The organism is Amycolatopsis sp. NPDC059235 (genome assembly GCF_042754125.1).
GTDB lineage: Bacteria > Actinomycetota > Actinomycetes > Mycobacteriales > Pseudonocardiaceae > Amycolatopsis > Amycolatopsis albidoflava.
This window is the reverse complement of the sequence record NZ_JBHZAG010000010.1, coordinates 80,448-99,086: the sequence shown is the minus strand read 5'-3', so window position 1 is coordinate 99,086 and position 18,639 is coordinate 80,448. Positions and strand designations below refer to the sequence as shown.

Here is an 18,639-nt window from a genome sequence, read left to right as displayed (position 1 = left end):
ACGGCGGCGATGCCGTGCCTCGGAAGTACCAGAGGTGGCCGATGGACGTGGAGAACACGGTCTCGGAGGCCGCGCGGTACCGGGACTTGTGCGTGGACGTCGGGGCCGCGCTGGGGCTCGACGTGCCGGTGCCGCGGCTCGACGGTCCTTGGGCCGACGAGGCGGTCAGCGTGCTCGGGCGGCTGTGGAACGCGGTGCTGGCCGAAACGCTGCACACTGCCGAGGAAGCGGGAGCGTCCGGAACACGGCGGCGTGAGCTGGCCGAGTTGCTGGCCCGGATCCGCGCGATCGAGGCCGAACTGGCGGAAGCGCGGCTCGCTGACCGGCATGTGCTGCTGCGCCAGGTGGCCGCGTCGCTCGCGTCGGTCCGGGACGCGCAGTCCGTGGACGAATTCCTCGGCCGGGTCCCGGAAGCGGGCTGCCGGCTCGGGTTCGACCGGGTCCTGGTCTCCCGCGTGGTGGATTCGGTGTGGCGGCTGCACACGATGTGCGTCGTGCGCGAGCCGCGGTGGGCGGACGAGATCGTCGCCGTCGGGAAAGCGTCGCCGCCCGCCTTGCGCGGCGGGTTGATCGAGGCCGACGTGGTCGACCGGGCCGAAACCCGGCTCATCTTCGACACCCAGCACAGCCGGCGCGTGGACCGCGATCTGATCCGCGTCACGAAGTCCACTTCGTACGGAATCGCTCCGCTGACGGTGCACGGCCAGGTTGTCGGGTTGTTGCACGGCGATCGCTACCACCAAGGCCGCGACGTCGACGAAACCGACCGTGCGCTGCTCACGCTGATGGCCGAGGCGCTGAGCCATTCCCTCGGCCGCCTCACGATGCTGGAGGGCCTGGCGTTCCTGCGCGACACCGCCGATGGCCTGATGACGCGCCCGGCGGCTCTCCCCGCGCTGGTCGCGCCACCCGCGGCGAGTCCGCAAATCCCGTTGACCGCACGGGAAAACGAGGTGATGGAGCTGCTCGCGGCAGGCCGGTCCAACCGGCACATCGCGCGCGAGCTGGCGATCACCGAACGCACCGCGAAATCCCACGTCACGCAGATCCTGCGCAAGCTGGGCGTCGCCAGCCGCACGGAGGCGGTCGCGCTCTGGCTGCGCGGCGGCGGACTGTCCTAAGGTCCCACTCCCTCTCGCACCCTTGTCCGATGTGACCGCGGTCGCACCGGCCACAGAATCACCTCACACACCACGACCCGTGGAGGCATGAGGTGACTGAGCAACGAGGCTCGGCAGGCTGGCTGGTCGGCATCGACGTCGGCGGGACCTTCACCGACATCATCGGGCTTGACCGCGCCACCGGGGAAATCCGGGACGGCAAGGTGCTGTCCACGAAGGAGCAGGAACACGGCGTCCTCGAGGCGCTCGCCGCGATCGGTGTCGAGCCGGCCGAGGTCGCGGAGATCGTGCACGGGCACACCGTCGGCATCAACGCGCTGCTGAGCCGCGCGGGCGCGAAGACTGGGCTGCTGGCCACGCGCGGGCACCGGGACCTGCTCGACATCGGCCGGATGCACCGCGAGTTCGGCGACCGGTTCTACGACCCGACCTGGCTGCGTCCGCACCAGGAGCGGCCGATCGTGCACCGGCGCGACCGGATCGGCATCCCGGAGCGGATCGGCTACGACGGCACGGAGCTGCTGGCGCTGGACGAGGACGCCGTCCGCGCCGCTGCTCGCGATTTCGCCGCGCAGGGTGTGCAGGCGGTCGCTGTGTGCTTCATGAATTCCTACCGGGAACGCGGCCACGAGCGGCGCGCGGCGGAGATCCTCGCCGAGGAGATTCCGCACGCCTACGTGCAGACCTCGGACCTGTACCCGGTCACGAAGGAGCACGAACGGACCACGACCGTCGCGCTGGACGCGTACGTCGGCCCGGCCGTGGTCGGGTACCTACAGCGGCTCACCGTCGCGCTGGAGGAGCGGCGGTTCGGCGGCACGCTCTGGATCATGACGACGAACGGCGGCGTCGCGACCGTGCAGGACGCGGGAAAGGCTCCGGTCTTCCAGCTCGTGTCCGGGCCGGTCGGCGGCGTGACCGGCAGCCTTCAGCTGGCGCGCGAATCGGGCAAGCGCAACCTGCTGACCATGGACGTCGGCGGCACCAGCACCGACGTCGCGGCGATCGTCGACGCGCAGACCCCGCTCACCGACCTGTGGACCCTGGAAACCGGCCTGACGCTGACGTTGCCACTGGTCGACGTGGAGAGCGTCGGCTCGGGCGCGGGCAGCATCATCGGCCCCAACGCGCTCGGGCAGGTCGCGGTCGGACCGAAATCGGCGGGCTCCAACCCCGGCCCAGCGTGTTACGGGCGCGGCGGCACCGAGGCAACGCTCACCGACGCCTGCCTGCTGCTCGGAGTGCTCCAACCCGATCTGTTCGCGAACGGCCGGATCTCGCTGGACGTCGAGGCCGCCCGCACCGCGCTGGCCCGGACCGGCGAGCAGTGGGGGCTTTCCGCGCTGGAGCTGGCCGAGGCCGCCTACCAGATCGCGTGCGAGGACATCGCGGCGAAGATCCGCACCATCTCGGTCTACCGGGGACTGGACGTCCGCGAGTTCGCGTTGCTGCCGTTCGGTTCGGCTGGCCCGATGCTCGCCGACCGGGTCGCGCGAATTCTCGGGCTGGACACGGTTGTCGTGCCGTCGACACCGGGGCAGTTCTCCGCGCTCGGGCTGTTGCAGAGCGACCTGCGGACCACGCGGGCGCAGTCGCTGATGATCCCTCTCACCGCCGGCAACGCCGAGACGGTCGAAGCGGAATTCGCCGCGATGGAACAGAGCCTCACCGAGGAACTGGCCGCACAGGGCGTGGAACTGGACGGGCTGGCGTTCGACCGCGCGGTCTTCGCCATGTATCGCGGGCAGACCTGGGACAACCGGCTCCCGCTCGCGCCCGGCCCGATGTCCGAGGAGCGCGTGCCCGGCGTGGTCGCCGACTTCCACGCGTTCTACCAGGATTCCTACGGATTCTCCGCCGCCGAAATCCCCGTCGTCGTCTCGACGCTCGAAGTGACCGCGGTGATCCCGAGGCCGAACAAGGTGCCGTCCACCGCTGCGGAGTCCGGCGAGTCCCTGCTCGGCGAACGCGACTTGCGCGTACCCGGTTCCGGAGAGACCGTGCGCGTCCCGGTGCACGTCCGCGAACGGCTCGCCGCGGGCGCGGTCATCGATGGGCCAGCGATCGTCTCCGAGAAGTTCGCCACCACGGTCGTGCTCCCTGGCCGCCAGGCCCGGGTGGACGCCGACCGTCTCCTGATCATCGAAAACCAGGACTAGGAGCGCCGCCATGACGATTTCCGCAGAACCCGCCACCGGCACCGCTGAGTTCGAGCTCGACATCCTGCGCTACGGCCTGATCGAGGTCGCCCGCGAGATGAACGAGGCGCTGATGCGCAGCGCGTTCTCCCCGGTGTGCCGCGACATTCTCGACTGCACCACCGCCATCCACGTCCGCAGCGGCGACGGCTGGGAGACCGTGGCGCAGTGGGAAGGCTGCATGCAGCACGCCTTCACCTCGCCGCACATCGTGAACTTCGTGATGGACGAGTTCGACCTGGACTCGCTGCAGCCCGGCGACGTCATCTTCGTCAACGACCCGTGGCGCGGCACCATCCACCAGTCCGACGTCAACCTGCTCCGGCCGGTGTTCGTGGACGGCCGGGTCGAATTCATGCTGCATTCGACCTCGCACCTGGTCGACCTCGGCGGCCCGATCCCCGGCGGATTCTCCAACGGCACGCAGACGTCGTTCGAGGAACAGATCAAGCTGCCGCCGTCGCTGCTGTACGCGAACGATGTGCCGGTGCGGCCGTTGTTCAACTTCATCCTGGAGAACAACCGGGTGCCGCACCTCGTCCTCGGCGACTTGCGCGCGCTGCACGGCTGCCTGGTCGTGGGGGAGCGGCAGCTGCAGGCGCTCGTCGCACGCGGCGGTCTGGAGAAGGTGAAGGAAGCCGGGCGGTACGCGATCGAGGCCACCGAAGCGAGCATGCGCCGCGGCATCGCGGGCATCCCGGACGGCGACTACACCGTGGAGGACTTCCTCGACGAGGACGGCGTCACCGACGAACCGATTCCGGTGCGCGTGACGGTCAAGGTGCGCGGCGACAGCATGGAGATCGACTTCTCCGGCTCCGGCCGGCAGCCGCTCGGCAACTGCGGCACGGCGTGGTGCGAGGCGGTGCGGTGCATCGAAGCGGTCAAGCTGATGGTCGACCCGAGCACACCAGTCAACAGCGGCACCCTCCGTCCTATTGAGGCGCTCCTGCCGCAGGGCAGCGTGGTGTGCGTGCTGCCGCCGTCGAGCTGCTCGAACCACGCCGACATCGGAGCCCGCGGCATCAACGCCGTCGCCAGTGCGCTGAGCCAAGCCGTCGGCGACCGCGCGATCGCGTGCGACACCGGTACCGCACTGGTGGTCAGCCTGGGCGGGATCGACACTCGCGCCGGGCACGAGGGCATGCCGTGGGGCGCGTTCGCCCTCGCCGGCGGCGGGTGGGGCGGAACGTGGAAGGAAGACGGGATTTCCTTCTGCGTCACGCCGATCGGCAACTGCCGGACCTCGGTGCAGGAGCACGTCGAGATCGAAAGCCCGTTGATCGTGGCGCAGCACGAGATGGTGCTGGACACCGCGGGAGCGGGGGAGTACCGCGGCGGGCTCGGCTCGGTGTACACGCTCACCGCGCAGTCGGACACGATGGTCACGATCACCTGCGACCGGGTGCGCGTCGGTGCGCCGGGCGCCGCCGGAGCCGGTCCGGGCGCGCCCGCGTTCGGCTGGTACATCGAGAACTTCGACCTGGCGCGGCACGCGGATCCGCTCGACCTTCGCGGCACCGAACCGCTGTTCGGCATGTTCGACGACGCCGGCCGCCCGGACCCGAACAACGGCGGGTTCTGCCGGGGCGCGCGGTACCAGACCGGCAAGTTCTCCGGGCTGGTGCTAAAAGCGGGCGACGCGATCCGCTTCCTGATCGGCGGAGGCGGCGGCTGGGGCGATCCGCTCGCCCGGGACCTCGACCGGCTCGGCCGTGACCTCGCCGACGGGCTGTACAGCGAGGAATTCGCCGCAGAGGCGTTCGGGGCCGTGCTGCGCGACGGCCGAATCGACGAGACCGCGACCGCCGAGCGCCGCGCCGAACTCGCCGCCCGGCGCGACGCGGGCACCTGGTCGGTGCCGGTCGCCACGCCCGTCAACTGGATCCTGGGATAGGAGCACCCATGTCTGTCGACCGACTTCTCTTCCCCCGTCCGGAAACCCCGCGCGTGTCCGTCGAGCGGACGCCGGTGGACGCCACCTGCCCGTCGTGCGGGAGCACGGACGTCAAGCGGTACCCGGTGGCCAACTACCTGGGCCCGCGCATGGTCGTGAAGTGCCAGGATTGCTTCACGCATCTGTCGGTGACCCGGCCGGAGCCCGAGGACCACTGGCCCGCGTGGCGCTCGCCGACACGCGACTGGGCACCCTCGCGGCTGGGGTGACGCGCATGTCCCCGACCCCACTGGCCCGGCTGTACACCCAGGCGTACGCCGAGTTCGCCGACCGGCCCGCGATCCGGGACTCCCAGCGCGAGCTGACCTACGGCGAACTCGGCAGCCGCGCCCGGCGGATCGCCCAGGCGTTCCGGGCGCTCGGCGCGGAACGCGGCACCCGCGCGGTGCTGCTCGGGCCGAACAGCTGCGAATGGGCCGAGGCGTACCACGGGCTCGTGCTCGGCGGCGGAGTCCGCGTGGGGCTGCTGCCCCGGCTGCACCCCGCCGAACTGGCCCAGATCGCCGCGGACGCGGAACCGGCGTTCGTGCTCGTCGACGGCGAGTGGCTCGCCGAGAACGGCACCGCGTGGATTCCGCCGCAGGTCAAGGAAATCATCGTCCTCGGCGAAGGAGCCGAGGGCATCCCGTTCGAGGAGTTCGTCGCCTCCGGCTCGGACGACGAGTTGCCACTGCCCGATGCCGAGGACGATGCCTGGCTGCTCTACACGTCCGGCTCGACCGGGCAGCCCAAGGGCGTGCGGGTGCCGCACCGGACGGTCGGCGCGCTCGTGCGCAACGCCCGTGAGGTGCTGCCTCCGCTCGGCCCGGGCGACGCCGCCCTGCACACCGCGCCGATCAGCCACTTCAGCGGCGGGATCGCGGACGTGCTCACCGCCAGCGGCGGGCTGAACGTCTACGCGTCGAAGTTCGACGCGGCGCAGGTCGCGGACCTTGCGGCTGGTGGAGAGGTGACTGTGCTGCCGCTGGTCCCGACGATGATCACCATGCTGCTGGAGGAACTCGCCCGGCGCGGCGCTCCGGCCGGTCGCGTCGGCAACGTCCGGATCCTGCCGTATGCGGGCTCGGCGATCCAGCCGGATCGGGCGGCCAAAGCGCGGGCGTACTTCGGCGAGGCGATGCAGCAGCTGTACGGCGCGAGCGAAGCGCAGTTGCCGATCGCGACGCTTCGTCCGGAGGACCACGTCGAAACCCTGAACGAGCGCGGTTTGCCCCGGCTGGCCTCTGCGGGCCGGGTGACCGCGCACGTCGAGGTCGAGATCGTGGACGCGGACCGCCGCCCGGTGCCGCCGGGGACGACCGGCGAGATCCGGACCCGCGGCGCGCACGTGAGCGCCGGGTACTGGCGGAAGCCGGAAGCGACAGCCGAGACCTTTGTGGACGGCTGGGCGCACACCGGCGACGTCGGCTGCCTCGACGAGCACGGGTATTTGTTCATCCTCGACCGGCGCAAGGACATGATCATCACCGGCGGGTTCAACGTGTACCCGCGCGAGATCGAGAACGTCGTCTCCGAACTGCCCGGGATCCGGGAAGTCGCCGTCGTCGGCGCGCCGGACGAACGGTGGGGCGAGGCGATCACCGCGTTCGTCTCGGCCGAACCCGGGAACGCCGTGTCCGCGGACGGGGTGCTCGCGCATTGCCGGGCCCGGCTCGGCGGCTACAAGGTGCCGAAGAAGGTGGTCTTCGTCGAGGAGCTGCCGAAGACCGGCACCGGGAAGATCCAGAAGCAGATCCTGCGCGAGAAATTGTGGACCGGCCTGCAGCGCCGGGTCTGAATTCCGCGTGAACCAGAAGGAGTGAAACACATGGCGGCGCCCACTTTCGACAGCCGGAGTCTGTTCTTCGCGTGGAGCACGTACAGTACGGACTACGACACCTACGCGAAGTGGTACGACGACGAGCACATCCCGCAGGTGATGGACGTGCCGGGAATGGTCGGCGCGCAACGGTTCCTGCTCGCGGACACCAAACCGCTGCCGGGCGTGCGCGCCCTCGATTTCGGGCACCTCGCGATCTACGAGATGGAGGGCTCGGCGCAGCCGTTCCGCGAGGAGGTCAAGCGTAAGCTGATCTCGGGCGAAATGGTGCTGCCGGACTTCATGAACCGGCCGTTCCAGGCGTTGTTCCTCGACGCGGTGAGCGAACCGTTCCACACCGAACGGTTCGCGGCGGCGGAGAACCTGGACGACCGGCATCTGTTCTTCGCGTGGAGCCGCCACACCGGGGACGACGCGACTTTTGCGAAGTGGTACGACGAGGAGCACATCCCGCAGATCATGTCCGCGCCGGGAATGCTGCGCGCCCAGCGGTTCGAGATGTCGGGACTGAAGCCGCTGCCCGGCGTCGAAACCCCGGATCTCGGTCATCTCGCGATCTACGAGATCGCCGGAGACCTCGAAGGCTTCCGTGCCGAGGTGAAGCGACAGCTGATCTCCGGGGAAATGGTGCTCCCGGACTTCATGATCCCGCCGTTCGCGGCGATGTTCCTGAAGCCAGTCAGCCCGTTCTTCCCCGCCGAGAACTGACCGGGAGTCGCACATGAGCTATCCACCACGGCGCGCCAAGCCGGAACTCGCGCTGATCACTGGAGCCGCAGGCGGCGTCGGCTCCGCCACCGCACGACGGCTCGCCGAAGGCGGTGCCAAGCTGGTCGTCACCGATATCGACGAGGAACGGCTGGCAAAGGTCGCGAACGACACCGGCGCAATCGCCGTCCCCGCCGACGGCACCGACCGCGAAGCCATCCGGGCCTTGGTCGCGCGAGCGGTCGAGGAACTGGGCGGCCTGGACACGGTGATCGCGACCCAAGGCGCGGCGATCGGCGGGGGAGCGCACCCCAAACATGTCGATTCGTACCACCGCGCGCTCGACGTCAATCTGCACGGATCCTTCTATCTGGCCGGGGAAGTGCTCCCGCACCTGGCGGCCAGCGAAGGCTCCCTGGTGCTGTTCGCCTCGACGGCAGGGCTGATCGCCGGTCCGCCCGGAGCTGCGGGCTACACCGCGGCGAAAGCGGCGATCATCGGCCTCACCCGCTGGCTGGCTCGGGATTACGGGCCGAAAGGAGTGCGCGTCAACGCGGTGTGCCCGGGCTTCGTCCGGACCGCGCTCGCCGCGGGCAGCATGGCGCACCTCGCCGAACGCGAAGGCATCAGCCTGGAAGAGGCTTACGCGCTGAGCGCAGCGCACGTTCCGCTGCGCCGGGTCGCGGAGCCGGAGGAAATCGCGGCCTGCTGCGCTTTCCTGGCTTCGGGAGATGCCTCGATGGTCACCGGCCACGTGCTGGTCGCCGACGGCGGCGGCGCGGCGGTGGACGCCTCCACAGTGGCCTTTGACGGCTGAAGTGTCCAAGTATCCGGACAGTCGAGCGGTCAGCGCGCGCTTAGCGTTCTTCGCATGTCAACGACGACTCATGAAGAACTGGCCAAGGGCTGGATCCGCGCGCTCTCGGACGTCGAAGTGTTCTACTCGCTGTGCGCGGACGACTGCAAGGTCTGGCACAGCGCCGACGACAAGTGGATGACCGTCAAGGAAGCAGTCGACGCCGTCCACGAACGCGGCGGCCTTCCGACGTTCGAAAACTCCCGCTACACGTTGACCGACAAGGGTTTCTTCGTGCAGACCTCTGCCACGCTGGCGGCCGCGCGGGTGCACCTGATCCAGGTGGTGACGGTGCAGGACGGCAAGGCGGTCTCGGCCGAGGAATACATCGGCCCCGAGATGGACATCGCCGTCTAGGCGGGAAACGGACTTTCGATGAGTGCAATCGCAGGACGCTCCATCATCGTCACCGGCGGTGCGAGCGGAATCGGCGAGACGGCCGCGCGGCTGTTCGCCGAGAACGACGCGCTGGTGACCATCGCGGACATCAGCACCGAAGCCGGCCAAGCGCTGGCGGAGGAACTGTCGGGCAAGGGTTACGAGGTCCAGTTCGTCACCACCGATGTCACCGACGAGGCGCAGGTGGCGGCGATGGTGGAAGCGGCGGAATCCGCGTACGGCAGGTTGGACGGCGCGTTCAACAACGCGGGCGTGCCGAACAACGGCAAGAAGCTGGCCGATCTCACCCGCGAGGAGTTCGACCGGGTCTTCGCGATCAATGTGACCGGGCCGTTCCTCTGCATGAAGCACGAGGTGCCGGCGATGCTGCGCGCGGGCGGCGGGTCGATCGTCAACACCGCGTCGGTCGGGTCGTTCATCTACATTCCGCTGGCGGCGGAGTACACCGCGTCCAAGCACGCGCTGATGGGCCTGACGAAAGCGGCGGCGGCCGAGTACGGCGAACACGGCATCCGCGTCAACGCCATCGGCCCGTCCACCGCGCGCACGCCGATGTACCTGGAGTACCTGAAGCTCAATCCGGAGTACGAGAAGACCGTCGCTGCCACGCACGCGCTGCGGCGCGGCAGCGAGCCGGTCGAACAGGCCCAGGCGGCGATGTGGCTGCTGTCGGACGCGGCGTCGTTCGTCACCGGCGTGACGGTCCCAGTCGACGGCGGCTACACCTTGTACTGAGCGGTGCCGCTTCATTGACCACCGGATGGCCACATGAAATATTATGTTCCATGAGTGCGCTGCTGACCCGTGCCGCGGGTCCGGTGCTCGACCGGGTGCAGACGGAGCTGCGGGGCAGTTCGGTCGCGGTGCTGCTGGCCGACCAACGGGCCCGGGTGGTGGACATCCGCTACGGCGAGCGCGCTTTCGGCCGGGAAGTCGGCTCCCTCGGCGTCGTGCCGGGCGTGCGGCTGGGCGAGGACGACGTCGGCGTGAACGCGATCGGCACGCCGCTGGAAACCCGCCGGAGCCTGCTGCTGCGCGGTCCCGAGCACGCGCTGCCCGCGTTCCACGGGTTCACCTGCTTCGGCCACCCGATCGTCCACCCCGGAACCCGGCGGATCGCCGGGGTGCTCGACTTCGCGGTGCCGGCGAGCCACGACGAGCGGCTGGCTCCGGCGTTGGTGCGCCATCTGGTGGCGGAGATCGAGAGCAGGCTGCGGACGGACACGGCGGAGGCGCAGCAGCGGCTGCTCGCCGCGTTCCAATCCGCTGCCCGGCGACGCGATCGGCAGGTGCTGGTCGTCGGGCACGGCCTGGTGCTGGCAACGCAGTCCGCGCTCGACCTCTTGGCACCGGCCGACCACGCCGCGGTCCAAGCCTGTGTCGAGACCGGCGACGGGAACGCTCTGATCGCGTTGGCGTCCGGCCAGGAAGTGCGGCTGTCCTGGGCGCCGGTGGACGGCACCGAGGGGACCATGGTCGACCTGGTCACCGAGACGCAGCCGCGTCCCCGCGTCGCGGTCCCAGTGCGATGGCCGTTGCTGGTGGCGGGGGAGCCGGGCACGGGCAAGACGACCGTCTCGCGGGAGGCCGCCGGGGACGAGGCGGCGGTGCTGGACGGGGTCGAAGCGGTTCGGATCGGCGAGGCGGAATGGGCCGAGCGGGCCAGCCGCCTGCTGGACGGTGCCGGACCGGCTGCCATCGTCGAAAACGTCCAACTGTTGTCGGGGCCGCTGGCGGCGTTGGTCGCGGCGCGGATCCGGACCTCGAGGCGGAACCTGGTGCTGACCTCGACCCCTGGGGAACACCATTCGTCGATCGCGGCGCGGTGCGGCGAGCGTCGGGACTTGGCCCCGCTGCGCCTTCGCCGCCACGAGATCCCGCGGCTGGCGCAGCGCATGCTCGCCGAGGAGTGCGCCGCCCGGTTCACGCCGGAGTCCTTGCGGTTGCTGGCGGCTCAGCCGTGGCCGGGAAATCTGGCCGAACTGCGCCGGGTCGTCCGCGCGGTGGCGGAGCTGCGTTCGGCGGGTGACGTCGTCCCGGCCGACCTTCCGCCGTCTCACCGGGACGGATCGGCGCTCGCTTCGCCGTTCGACCGGGCCGAGCGCGAAGTGATCGTCGCGGCGATCGCGGCCGCGGGCGGCAACAAACTCGAAGCGGCCCGTGCGCTGGGAATAAGCCGGTCGACGCTGTACAACCGGCTGAAAGCCTTGCGCATCCGCTGATTCCGGCGGCTTGACGGGTCTTCTAGTGAGATATTATATATTTAATGCGGCCAATCTGGCATCAACGAGGAGCAGGCATGGCGACGATCATCGAGCAGCTCGCGGGATTCGCCGCGGGCGCGGACGCCCGGGAATTCCCCGACGAGGTGATCCGCGAATCCCAGCGCATCCTGCTCGACTCGCTGGGCTGCGCGGTGGCGTCCCTCGGCGACGAAGGCGCGCAGCGGGGCGTCGACTACGCGCGATACCTCGGTGGCACCGAGGGGACAGCGTCGATCCTCGGCACCGGCACGAAGACTTCGGTCCCCGCCGCGGCGTTCGCCAACGCCGAACTGATCAACGCGCTCGACCAGGACGCGGTCCTGCCGCCCGGGCACGTCACGCCGTACGTGCTGCCCGGCGCGCTGGCCACCGCCGAGTCGTTGCGGACGTCCGGCACGAAGCTGCTCGAAGCGATCGCGGTGGCCCACGAGATGTCGTACCGGATCGGGAAGGCGACCGACTACCTGCGCGACATCAAGGACGGCGTCGTCACGATCCCCGACGTAATCGGTTACAGCAGCACGCTTTTCGGTGCCGCGGCCGCGGTCGGTGTCGTGAAGGGCCTCGACGGAGAAACTCTGGCCGACGCGATCGGGATCATGGGCTCTACCGCGCCGACCAACACTCAGCGCGCGTGGATGATGCACGCCCCGTCGACAACGATCAAGTACCAGCTCGCCGGAGGCATGGCGCTGTCCGCAGTCACCGCCGCCAACCTCGCCGAACGCGGCCACACCGGCGACCGGCAGATGCTCGACGACCGCGAGTACGGCTTCCCGCGCTTCATCGGCACCTCCCGCTGGGAACCCGCGCCGATCACCGCGGACCTCGGCGCGGAGTGGACGTTCACGCCGTTCCAATCGTTCAAGCCGTATCCGCACTGCCGGGTCATGCACGCACTGTTCGACGCGCTGACCGAAATCCTCGAAACGCACGACATCCGGCCCGGCGAGATCGACGCGATCACCGCGTATGGCGAGAGCTTCGTCATGCAGCCGGTGTGGGTGAACGAAACCATCCGCAACCCGCGCGACGCCCAGTTCAGCATGACGCACGGCCTCGCCCTCGCCGCGCACCGGATTCCGCCCGGCAAGGACTGGCAGACCCCGGAAGCGGTGCTGGACCCGTCGGTGCTCGACCTGATGAAGAAGGCCGAGTTCAAGGCGCACCCGGACTACACGGAAGCGCTCAAGAACAACCCGGCCGCTCGCCGGTCGCTGGTCGAGGTCCAGGCGCGCGGCACCACCTACCGCGGCGAGCGCGCTTACCCGAAGGGCAGCCCGTCGCCCGACCCGGCCACGTATCTGACTGACGACGAACTCGTCGCGAAGTTCCGGCACAACGTGGAGGGCGTCGTGGCGGACCCGGACGCGATCGTCCAGGCGGTTTTCGATCTGCAGCACGTCGAGGACGTTTCGGCGCTGCTGAACCAGGTCGGAGGTGCGGCATGATCGACGTCGTCAACCCGGCAACGGAAGAGGTGATCGGGTCCATTGTGGACAGCGGCGCGGCGACCGTCGACGCCGCTGTGTCCGCCGCCCGCGCAGCCCTCGGCCCCTGGTCGGCTCTGTCGCCAGCCACGCGTGCCGGGTACTTGCGCGCGTTGGCGGACGAGTTCGAGAAGCGGTCCGACGAGATCTCGGAGCTGGTCACGCGGCAGAACGGCACGCCGATCAGCATCACCCGCGCTATGCAGAGCCAGGTGCCGGTCTGCTACCGGTACTTCGCTTCGCTGGCGGAGAAACTCTCGGTCGAGGAACACGTCACGACAGCGAGCGGCGACGCGATCGTGCTGCGCGAACCGGTCGGCGTGGTCGCGGCCATCACCCCGTGGAACGGCCCGCAGCCGCTCATCGCGTGGAAGCTCGGCCCCGCGCTGGCGGCCGGCTGCACCGCAGTGATCAAACCGGCGCCAGAGACGTCGCTCGATGCGTTCGTTTTCGCGGAAATCGTTGCCGCGGCGGGAATTCCCGAAGGCGTGGTGAACATCGTGACTGGCGGCCGCGAGACCGGCGCGGCGCTGGTCGCGCATCCCGGCGTGCACAAGGTGGCCTTCACCGGTTCGACCGTGGCGGGCAAAGCGATCGCCGCCGAGTGTGCGAAGCAGCTGAAGCACGTCACGCTGGAGCTGGGCGGCAAATCGGCGGGCATCCTGCTCGACGACGTCGATCTTGACGCGTTCCGGCCGCTGGTGCTCTCCGCGTGCTCGCCGAACACCGGGCAGACCTGCCGGGCGCTGACCCGGGTACTGGCTCCGGAATCGCGCTATGACGAGGTCGTGGACCTGCTCGCGGCCACAATGACCGGCATCCCGCAAGGGGATCCGCTCGACCCGACCGTGTTCTTCGGTCCGCTCGTGAACGCGACGCAGCGAGAGCGAGTGGAGTCCTACATCGAACTCGGCAAGGCGGAGGGTGCCGAGATGGTGATCGGCGGCGGCCGCCCGTTCGGGCGCGGGTACTACGTCGCGCCGACGATCTTCCGCGGTGTCACCAACGACATGCGCATCGCCCGCGAGGAAATCTTCGGTCCAGTACTCACCGTGATGCCGTACCAGACGGTGGACGAAGCGGTCGCCATCGCGAACGACTCGGAGTACGGCCTCGGCGGCGGAGTGTTCTCGCCGGATCGCGAGCGCGCGACGGCGGTGGCTCGCCGGATCGTGACCGGAAGCGTCGGGGTGAACACCTCGACCCTGCCGATCGAGACGCCGTTCGGCGGGGTGAAGAACAGCGGGATCGGCCGGGAACTCGGACCGCAGAGCGTGGACGCGTACCTGGAGTACAAGACGATTTTCCGGGCGTAGCCCAAGTGCGCACGGCAACGGCAGCCCTGCTCGGTACTCGCGACCGAGCAGGGCTGCCCAGTGTTTGCCCGGGTCCTCGCACCATCGGCGACTGAGCGAGTCCGGCGATCTTCCGCGGTGCCGCCGACGCCCTGCGGATCGCCCGCAGGGAGATCGTCGGCCCGGTCGTCGTCGCGATTCCCGCGTCGTTTCGGGACTCCCGCCGGCCAGGCGGCCGCACGCCCGGACTCTTCAGTGCGCTCTGCCCGGGCCCGAGACCCACCCGTCAGCGCACCGCTTGACCCCGCCGCCGAATCAGGATCCGGTTCCTTGTGATCAAGGATTGAATATTTTATATTTCACTGCCCGCCGAACACTGTCGGGTGAACACCGGCTCCGGGATGAGGACGACATGAGCGTACAAGGACGTATCGCACCGGCTGAGGCGGCGACGAAACGCCGCGGGAAAGTGCTGGCGGCCGCCATCGCGGCGCAGTCTCTGGAGTACTACGACTTCTTGATCTACGGAACCGCGGCCTCGCTGGTCTTCAACCACGCGTTCTTCCCGTCGACGAGTGCGGCGGCCGGGGTGCTCGCCGCGTTCGCGACCTTCGCGGTCGGGTTCGCGGGCCGCCCGGTGGGCGCGGCTGTCTTCGGGCACATCGGCGACCGGTTCGGGCGCAAACCCGCGCTCGTGGCGTCGACGCTGTCCATGGCGGTGGCGACCACGTTGGTCGGGCTGCTGCCGACGTTCTCCTCGGTCGGCGCGCTGGCTCCGGTGCTGCTGGTGATCCTGCGCGTCGCGCAAGGGATCGCGGTCGGCGGGGTGTGGGGCGGGTCGACCCTGCTCGCGGTCGAGCACGCTCCGCCGAACCGCCGGGGGCTGCACGGCTCGCTGCCGCAACTGGGCATCTTCGCCGGGATGGTGCTCGGCACCCTGGTCTTCGTCGTGCTGTCCGGTGCGCTCACCGCGGACCAGTTCGCCGCGTGGGGCTGGCGGATTCCGTTCCTGCTCGGGATCGTGATGATCCCGGTCGTGTTCTACATCCACCGCTTCCTCGAAGACTCTCCCGATTTCCGGGCGGTGGAGGAGAAACTCGCCGCGGCGCCGAAGCGCTCGTCGGTCGTGCAGGTGCTGCGCCGGCCGAAGAATCTGCTGCTGGTCGTGTTCATCTTCCTGCCCGCGACGATCATGTTCTACGCGACCGTGACCGGCCTGCTGGACTACGGCGTGCGGGAGCTGAAGATCGCCAAGGGCGCCATGCTCACCGCGGTGATGTTCTCGATGATCGCGACCGGGGTGAGCACGGTGCTGTGCGGGCGGCTGTCGGACACCGTCGGCAGGCGTCCGGTGTACGCCGGCGGCGTGGTGCTCGCGGGAATCTGGGGCTTCGCGCTCTTCCCGCTGGCCGACACCCGGAACTTCTGGGCGATCCTGCTGGCGATCGTGGTCGGGCAGATCTCGGTCGGCGCGATGTTCGGCCCCGGCGTCACGATGTTCGCCGAGATGTTCCCGCCGTCCGTGCGGTTCTCCGGCGCGTCGATGGGGTACCAGCTGGCCAACATCATCGGCGGGGGACTGGCCCCGTTCGTGATGGCGGCGCTGATCGCCGCGACGCACACGACGCTGTCCGTGTCGGTCTACATCCTCGTGGCCTGCCTGATCAGCCTGGTCCCGCTGGCGCTGCTGGGCCGCCGGGCCTTGACGCCGACCGCGCTCGAAGGATAATATAAAATATTATTTCGACGACGAGGAGGTGCGCGATGGCGCCTCGAACCGATTCCGAGCCGAGCTGCCGGGCACGGGCACTCCTCCGCGTCGTGGCGGCCGGACGGGCCGAGATCACCTGCAGCAGCGAGCCGGACATGTTCGTCGACGGCGTGGCGTGCTGCGACCAGTACACCGCGCACGCGCTCGCCCACCGGGGCTTGATCGTCCAAACCGGACCGGCGGGGCTCGGGAAGCGCGTTCGCGCACGCCTCACTCCGGCCGGCGCGGCAGTCCTGGGCGGTCTCGGCGAGGCGGCCTGAACGAGAGCGACGGGCGGTGCGACGGCCGAGGAGGCTGCCGCACCGCCCGTAACCATGTGCCCGTCAGGGAATCCGCGGGCCAGTCCGTCCACAACGGATCGACCTTCGGGCGAGGCGTGCTTCGTTTTGCGGACTCGGCCGTGCGGTGAGCGGCTGTTGCCCCGGTCTCCTCCGGCCTACCGTTCGGTGTGCGGTGGCGCAACCAGCGCCGGCCGAATCGAGCCAACAGTGGAGTTGCGCCGAAATGAGCCAGGAACCGAACCCGCCGTCCCTCGAGCGGGAACCAGTCGAGGGAACCTGCCCGCGCTGCGGCGCCGCCGAACTGTCCCGCTATCCGGTGAATTCCGAGGGCGGCTGGTTCGACGTCGTGAAATGCCGGTCGTGCCTGTTTTCGGTCAGCCGGGACCCCGGTCCGCGGCTCGGACCGGTCCAGCTGCTCTCCGATCTCCTGTAGCGAAAGGATCAATGATGATCGCAGTCGACGTGGGCGGCACCTTCACCGACGTGGTCGCCTTGCAGGACGGGGAGATCCGCACCGCCAAGGTCTCCACCGACTACACCGACGTGACCCGCCCGGTGCTCGAGGGCGCCGCGCTGCTCGGCGTAGCGGGCGCCCCGGTGTTCAACCACGCCAGCACCCACGGGCTGAACGCGGTGATCACCCGCACTGTGCCGAAGATCGGGTTTCTCGCCACCGAGGGGCATCGCGACATCCTCGACATGGGCCGGGTCTGGCGGCCCGCGGAGGCCATTTTGGACCCGGGCTGGCGGCGCAGCTTCGGCGACGCCGCGCGGCCGCTGGTGCCGAGGTATCTGCGCCGGGGAATCCGGGAACGGCTCACCGCTTCCGGCGATGTCCTGTTCGAATTGGACGAAGCCCAGGCGCGGGCCGAACTCGAAGTGCTGCGCAAGTGCGGCGTGGCCGGAGTGGCCATCTGCCTGATCAACGCCTACGTGAACCCGGCGCACGAGCTCCGGCTGCGCGAGTTGGTCCGCGAGGTCCTCGGCGACGTGCCGTGCTCGCTGTCCAGCGAGGTCTCCCCGCTGGCCAAGGAATACGCGCGGGCCTCGACGACGATGGTCGACGCGCTGATGAAACTGATCTACGCCGACTACACCGCGCGGCTGGAGAAGGGCCTGGCCGAACTCGGCTTCACCGGGCAGCTGAACTTCGCCGACTGCGCCGCGACGCTCGTGCCGTCGCATCGGGCGATGGAGCAGCCGTTCCGCATCGTGTTCTCCGGCCCCGCCGCGGGCACGGTCGCCAGCGCCCACTTCGGTTCGCTGATCGGGGAGTCGCAGCTGCTGTGCGCGGACGTCGGCGGCACTTCGTGCGACATCAGCGTCGTCACCGGCGGCGAGCCGTTCGTCGACACGACCTTCGAACTGGAGCACGACCTCGTCGTGAACGCACTGGCGAACGACGTCAGCGCGATCGGGGCCGGGGGCGGGAGCCTGGTGACGATCGGCGCCACCGGCGAGATCCAGGTCGGCCCCGGCAGCGCCGGTTCGACGCCCGGCCCGGCCTGCTACGGCCGCGGCGGCACGCAGCCGACCACAACGGACACTTGCCTGCTGATCGGGATCATCGACCCGGGCACGTTCGCCGGCGGCGAGCTGGCGCTGGACCCGGAACTCGCCCGCCAGGTGTTCGAGAACCTCGAATCGGACTTCACGCTCGCCCAGCGCGTCCGGTATGCGTACGAGATGGCGGTGCACAACATCGCCGAGGGCGTGTTCAACGTGGCGATCAAAAACGGCGTCGACCCGCGCGACTACAGTCTGATCGCATACGGAGCGGCCGGTCCGATGCTGCTGCCCGCGGCGATGGACGCGGTGCACTGCAAGCAGGTCGTCGTGCCGCCGAACCCGGGTTTGTTCTCCGCGCTCGGCCTGCTCTCGGCCGACCAGGTGTTCACCGTGAACCGCAGCGCCTACACCGTGCTCACGCCGGACGTCGCGGAGCGGATCGACACGCTGTTCGCCGAGATGGAGGCGCAGTTGCGCGAGCGGCTGAGCGCCGACGCCGCAGTGACTTTCGAGCGCAGCTACGACGGGCATCTGGTCGGGCAGAGCTGGGACACGCCGTTCGTGCCCGTCCCGGACGGAACGATCGACGAGCCGGCCGTCGCGGCGATGATCGCGTCGTTCCACGACACCTACCAGGAACGTTCGGGCAACCGCTTCGAGATGGTCCCGGTCGAGGGCGTCACGTTCCGGGTCCGCGCGGTGCTGGACACGCCGAAGGTCGAGTACCCCGAGCTGCCCGCGCGCGCCGCGGACGAGCCGCTCGCCCCGGTACGGACGACGGCTCTGCGGTACCTGGGCGAAGACGCCGAAGGCCAGGAAGCGCCGGTGTACGAACGCATCGCGCTCCGGGCGGGCGACGAGTTCGACGGCCCGGCGATCGTCCACGAAGGACTGTCCACCACTCACGTCGGGGCGGGCCAGCATCTGGTCGTCGGCCGCTACGGCGAACTCGTCATCCGGAAGAAGTGAGC

Annotated in this window: 16 protein-coding genes; all 16 read left to right on the top strand. The window is 69.5% G+C overall.

The genetic code is table 11. From position 1 onward, the window contains the following. The first annotated feature begins 41 nt into the window (after positions 1-41). The 16 genes from ACFXI3_RS09870 to ACFXI3_RS09795 all read left to right on the top strand — a co-directional run bounded on the left by ACFXI3_RS09870 (position 42) and on the right by ACFXI3_RS09795 (position 18,637). Complete coding sequence (locus ACFXI3_RS09870; protein WP_378399247.1) at positions 42-1,121, top strand: LuxR C-terminal-related transcriptional regulator; 1,080 nt, start codon at positions 42-44, stop codon at positions 1,119-1,121. A 92-nt stretch (positions 1,122-1,213) separates the two neighbouring features. Next, on the top strand, positions 1,214-3,280 hold the full coding sequence (locus ACFXI3_RS09865; RefSeq protein WP_378399246.1) for a hydantoinase/oxoprolinase family protein: 2,067 nt from the start codon (positions 1,214-1,216) through the stop codon (positions 3,278-3,280). Between the two features lie 10 nt (positions 3,281-3,290). Continuing rightward, on the top strand, positions 3,291-5,216 hold the full coding sequence (locus ACFXI3_RS09860) for a hydantoinase B/oxoprolinase family protein (protein WP_378399245.1): 1,926 nt from the start codon (positions 3,291-3,293) through the stop codon (positions 5,214-5,216). 8 nt (positions 5,217-5,224) lie between these two features. Continuing rightward, positions 5,225-5,485, top strand: a complete 261-nt coding sequence (locus ACFXI3_RS09855; protein WP_237599758.1) for a hypothetical protein — start codon at positions 5,225-5,227, stop codon at positions 5,483-5,485. Positions 5,486-5,490: 5 nt separating this feature from the next. Further along, positions 5,491-7,053 carry a class I adenylate-forming enzyme family protein gene (locus ACFXI3_RS09850; protein ID WP_378399244.1) on the top strand — a complete coding sequence of 521 codons (1,563 nt, stop codon included), beginning with the start codon at positions 5,491-5,493 and terminating at the stop codon, positions 7,051-7,053. A 30-nt stretch (positions 7,054-7,083) separates the two neighbouring features. Continuing rightward, complete coding sequence (locus tag ACFXI3_RS09845; protein WP_378399243.1) at positions 7,084-7,803, top strand: hypothetical protein; 720 nt, start codon at positions 7,084-7,086, stop codon at positions 7,801-7,803. Between the two features lie 13 nt (positions 7,804-7,816). Next, positions 7,817-8,620, top strand: a complete 804-nt coding sequence (locus tag ACFXI3_RS09840) for an SDR family NAD(P)-dependent oxidoreductase (protein WP_378399242.1) — start codon at positions 7,817-7,819, stop codon at positions 8,618-8,620. A gap of 54 nt (positions 8,621-8,674) precedes the next feature. After that, complete coding sequence (locus tag ACFXI3_RS09835) at positions 8,675-9,016, top strand: hypothetical protein (RefSeq protein WP_370937487.1); 342 nt, start codon at positions 8,675-8,677, stop codon at positions 9,014-9,016. A gap of 18 nt (positions 9,017-9,034) precedes the next feature. Beyond that, positions 9,035-9,793 carry an SDR family NAD(P)-dependent oxidoreductase gene (locus ACFXI3_RS09830; protein WP_378399241.1) on the top strand — a complete coding sequence of 253 codons (759 nt, stop codon included), beginning with the start codon at positions 9,035-9,037 and terminating at the stop codon, positions 9,791-9,793. 50 nt (positions 9,794-9,843) lie between these two features. Further along, the gene (locus ACFXI3_RS09825) at positions 9,844-11,280 is read left to right on the top strand and encodes a helix-turn-helix domain-containing protein (RefSeq protein ID WP_378399240.1); all 1,437 of its coding nucleotides are present in this window, start codon (positions 9,844-9,846) and stop codon (positions 11,278-11,280) included. Positions 11,281-11,357: 77 nt separating this feature from the next. Next, positions 11,358-12,773, top strand: a complete 1,416-nt coding sequence (locus ACFXI3_RS09820) for an MmgE/PrpD family protein (RefSeq protein ID WP_378399239.1) — start codon at positions 11,358-11,360, stop codon at positions 12,771-12,773. Then, on the top strand, positions 12,770-14,128 hold the full coding sequence (locus ACFXI3_RS09815; RefSeq protein ID WP_378399238.1) for an aldehyde dehydrogenase: 1,359 nt from the start codon (positions 12,770-12,772) through the stop codon (positions 14,126-14,128). The genes ACFXI3_RS09820 and ACFXI3_RS09815 overlap by 4 nt, the downstream gene beginning before the upstream one ends. Positions 14,129-14,519: 391 nt before the next feature. Then, positions 14,520-15,836, top strand: a complete 1,317-nt coding sequence (locus tag ACFXI3_RS09810; RefSeq protein ID WP_378399237.1) for an MFS transporter — start codon at positions 14,520-14,522, stop codon at positions 15,834-15,836. A 35-nt stretch (positions 15,837-15,871) separates the two neighbouring features. Continuing rightward, positions 15,872-16,138 carry a hypothetical protein gene (locus ACFXI3_RS09805; protein ID WP_378399236.1) on the top strand — a complete coding sequence of 89 codons (267 nt, stop codon included), beginning with the start codon at positions 15,872-15,874 and terminating at the stop codon, positions 16,136-16,138. A 244-nt stretch (positions 16,139-16,382) separates the two neighbouring features. After that, positions 16,383-16,592: a hypothetical protein gene (locus tag ACFXI3_RS09800; protein WP_370937481.1), complete on the top strand. Its 210-nt coding sequence runs from the start codon at positions 16,383-16,385 to the stop codon at positions 16,590-16,592. Positions 16,593-16,606: 14 nt separating this feature from the next. Beyond that, complete coding sequence (locus tag ACFXI3_RS09795) at positions 16,607-18,637, top strand: hydantoinase/oxoprolinase family protein (RefSeq protein WP_378399235.1); 2,031 nt, start codon at positions 16,607-16,609, stop codon at positions 18,635-18,637. Positions 18,638-18,639: the final 2 nt, after the last annotated feature.

Bases quoted from the DNA above. Each gene is read 5' to 3' on its own strand.
- ACFXI3_RS09815 (WP_378399238.1), top strand. From the start codon at position 12,770: ATGATCGACGTCGTCAACCCGGCAACGGAAGAGGTGATCGGGTCCATT.
- ACFXI3_RS09820 (WP_378399239.1), top strand. From the start codon at position 11,358: ATGGCGACGATCATCGAGCAGCTCGCGGGATTCGCCGCGGGCGCGGAC.
- ACFXI3_RS09825 (WP_378399240.1), top strand. From the start codon at position 9,844: ATGAGTGCGCTGCTGACCCGTGCCGCGGGTCCGGTGCTCGACCGGGTG.
- ACFXI3_RS09795 (WP_378399235.1), top strand. From the start codon at position 16,607: ATGATCGCAGTCGACGTGGGCGGCACCTTCACCGACGTGGTCGCCTTG.
- ACFXI3_RS09860 (WP_378399245.1), top strand. From the start codon at position 3,291: ATGACGATTTCCGCAGAACCCGCCACCGGCACCGCTGAGTTCGAGCTC.
- ACFXI3_RS09830 (WP_378399241.1), top strand. From the start codon at position 9,035: ATGAGTGCAATCGCAGGACGCTCCATCATCGTCACCGGCGGTGCGAGC.
- ACFXI3_RS09800 (WP_370937481.1), top strand. From the start codon at position 16,383: ATGAGCCAGGAACCGAACCCGCCGTCCCTCGAGCGGGAACCAGTCGAG.
- ACFXI3_RS09810 (WP_378399237.1), top strand. From the start codon at position 14,520: ATGAGCGTACAAGGACGTATCGCACCGGCTGAGGCGGCGACGAAACGC.
- ACFXI3_RS09850 (WP_378399244.1), top strand. From the start codon at position 5,491: ATGTCCCCGACCCCACTGGCCCGGCTGTACACCCAGGCGTACGCCGAG.
- ACFXI3_RS09855 (WP_237599758.1), top strand. From the start codon at position 5,225: ATGTCTGTCGACCGACTTCTCTTCCCCCGTCCGGAAACCCCGCGCGTG.
- ACFXI3_RS09835 (WP_370937487.1), top strand. From the start codon at position 8,675: ATGTCAACGACGACTCATGAAGAACTGGCCAAGGGCTGGATCCGCGCG.
- ACFXI3_RS09805 (WP_378399236.1), top strand. From the start codon at position 15,872: ATGGCGCCTCGAACCGATTCCGAGCCGAGCTGCCGGGCACGGGCACTC.
- ACFXI3_RS09870 (WP_378399247.1), top strand. From the start codon at position 42: ATGGACGTGGAGAACACGGTCTCGGAGGCCGCGCGGTACCGGGACTTG.
- ACFXI3_RS09840 (WP_378399242.1), top strand. From the start codon at position 7,817: ATGAGCTATCCACCACGGCGCGCCAAGCCGGAACTCGCGCTGATCACT.
- ACFXI3_RS09845 (WP_378399243.1), top strand. From the start codon at position 7,084: ATGGCGGCGCCCACTTTCGACAGCCGGAGTCTGTTCTTCGCGTGGAGC.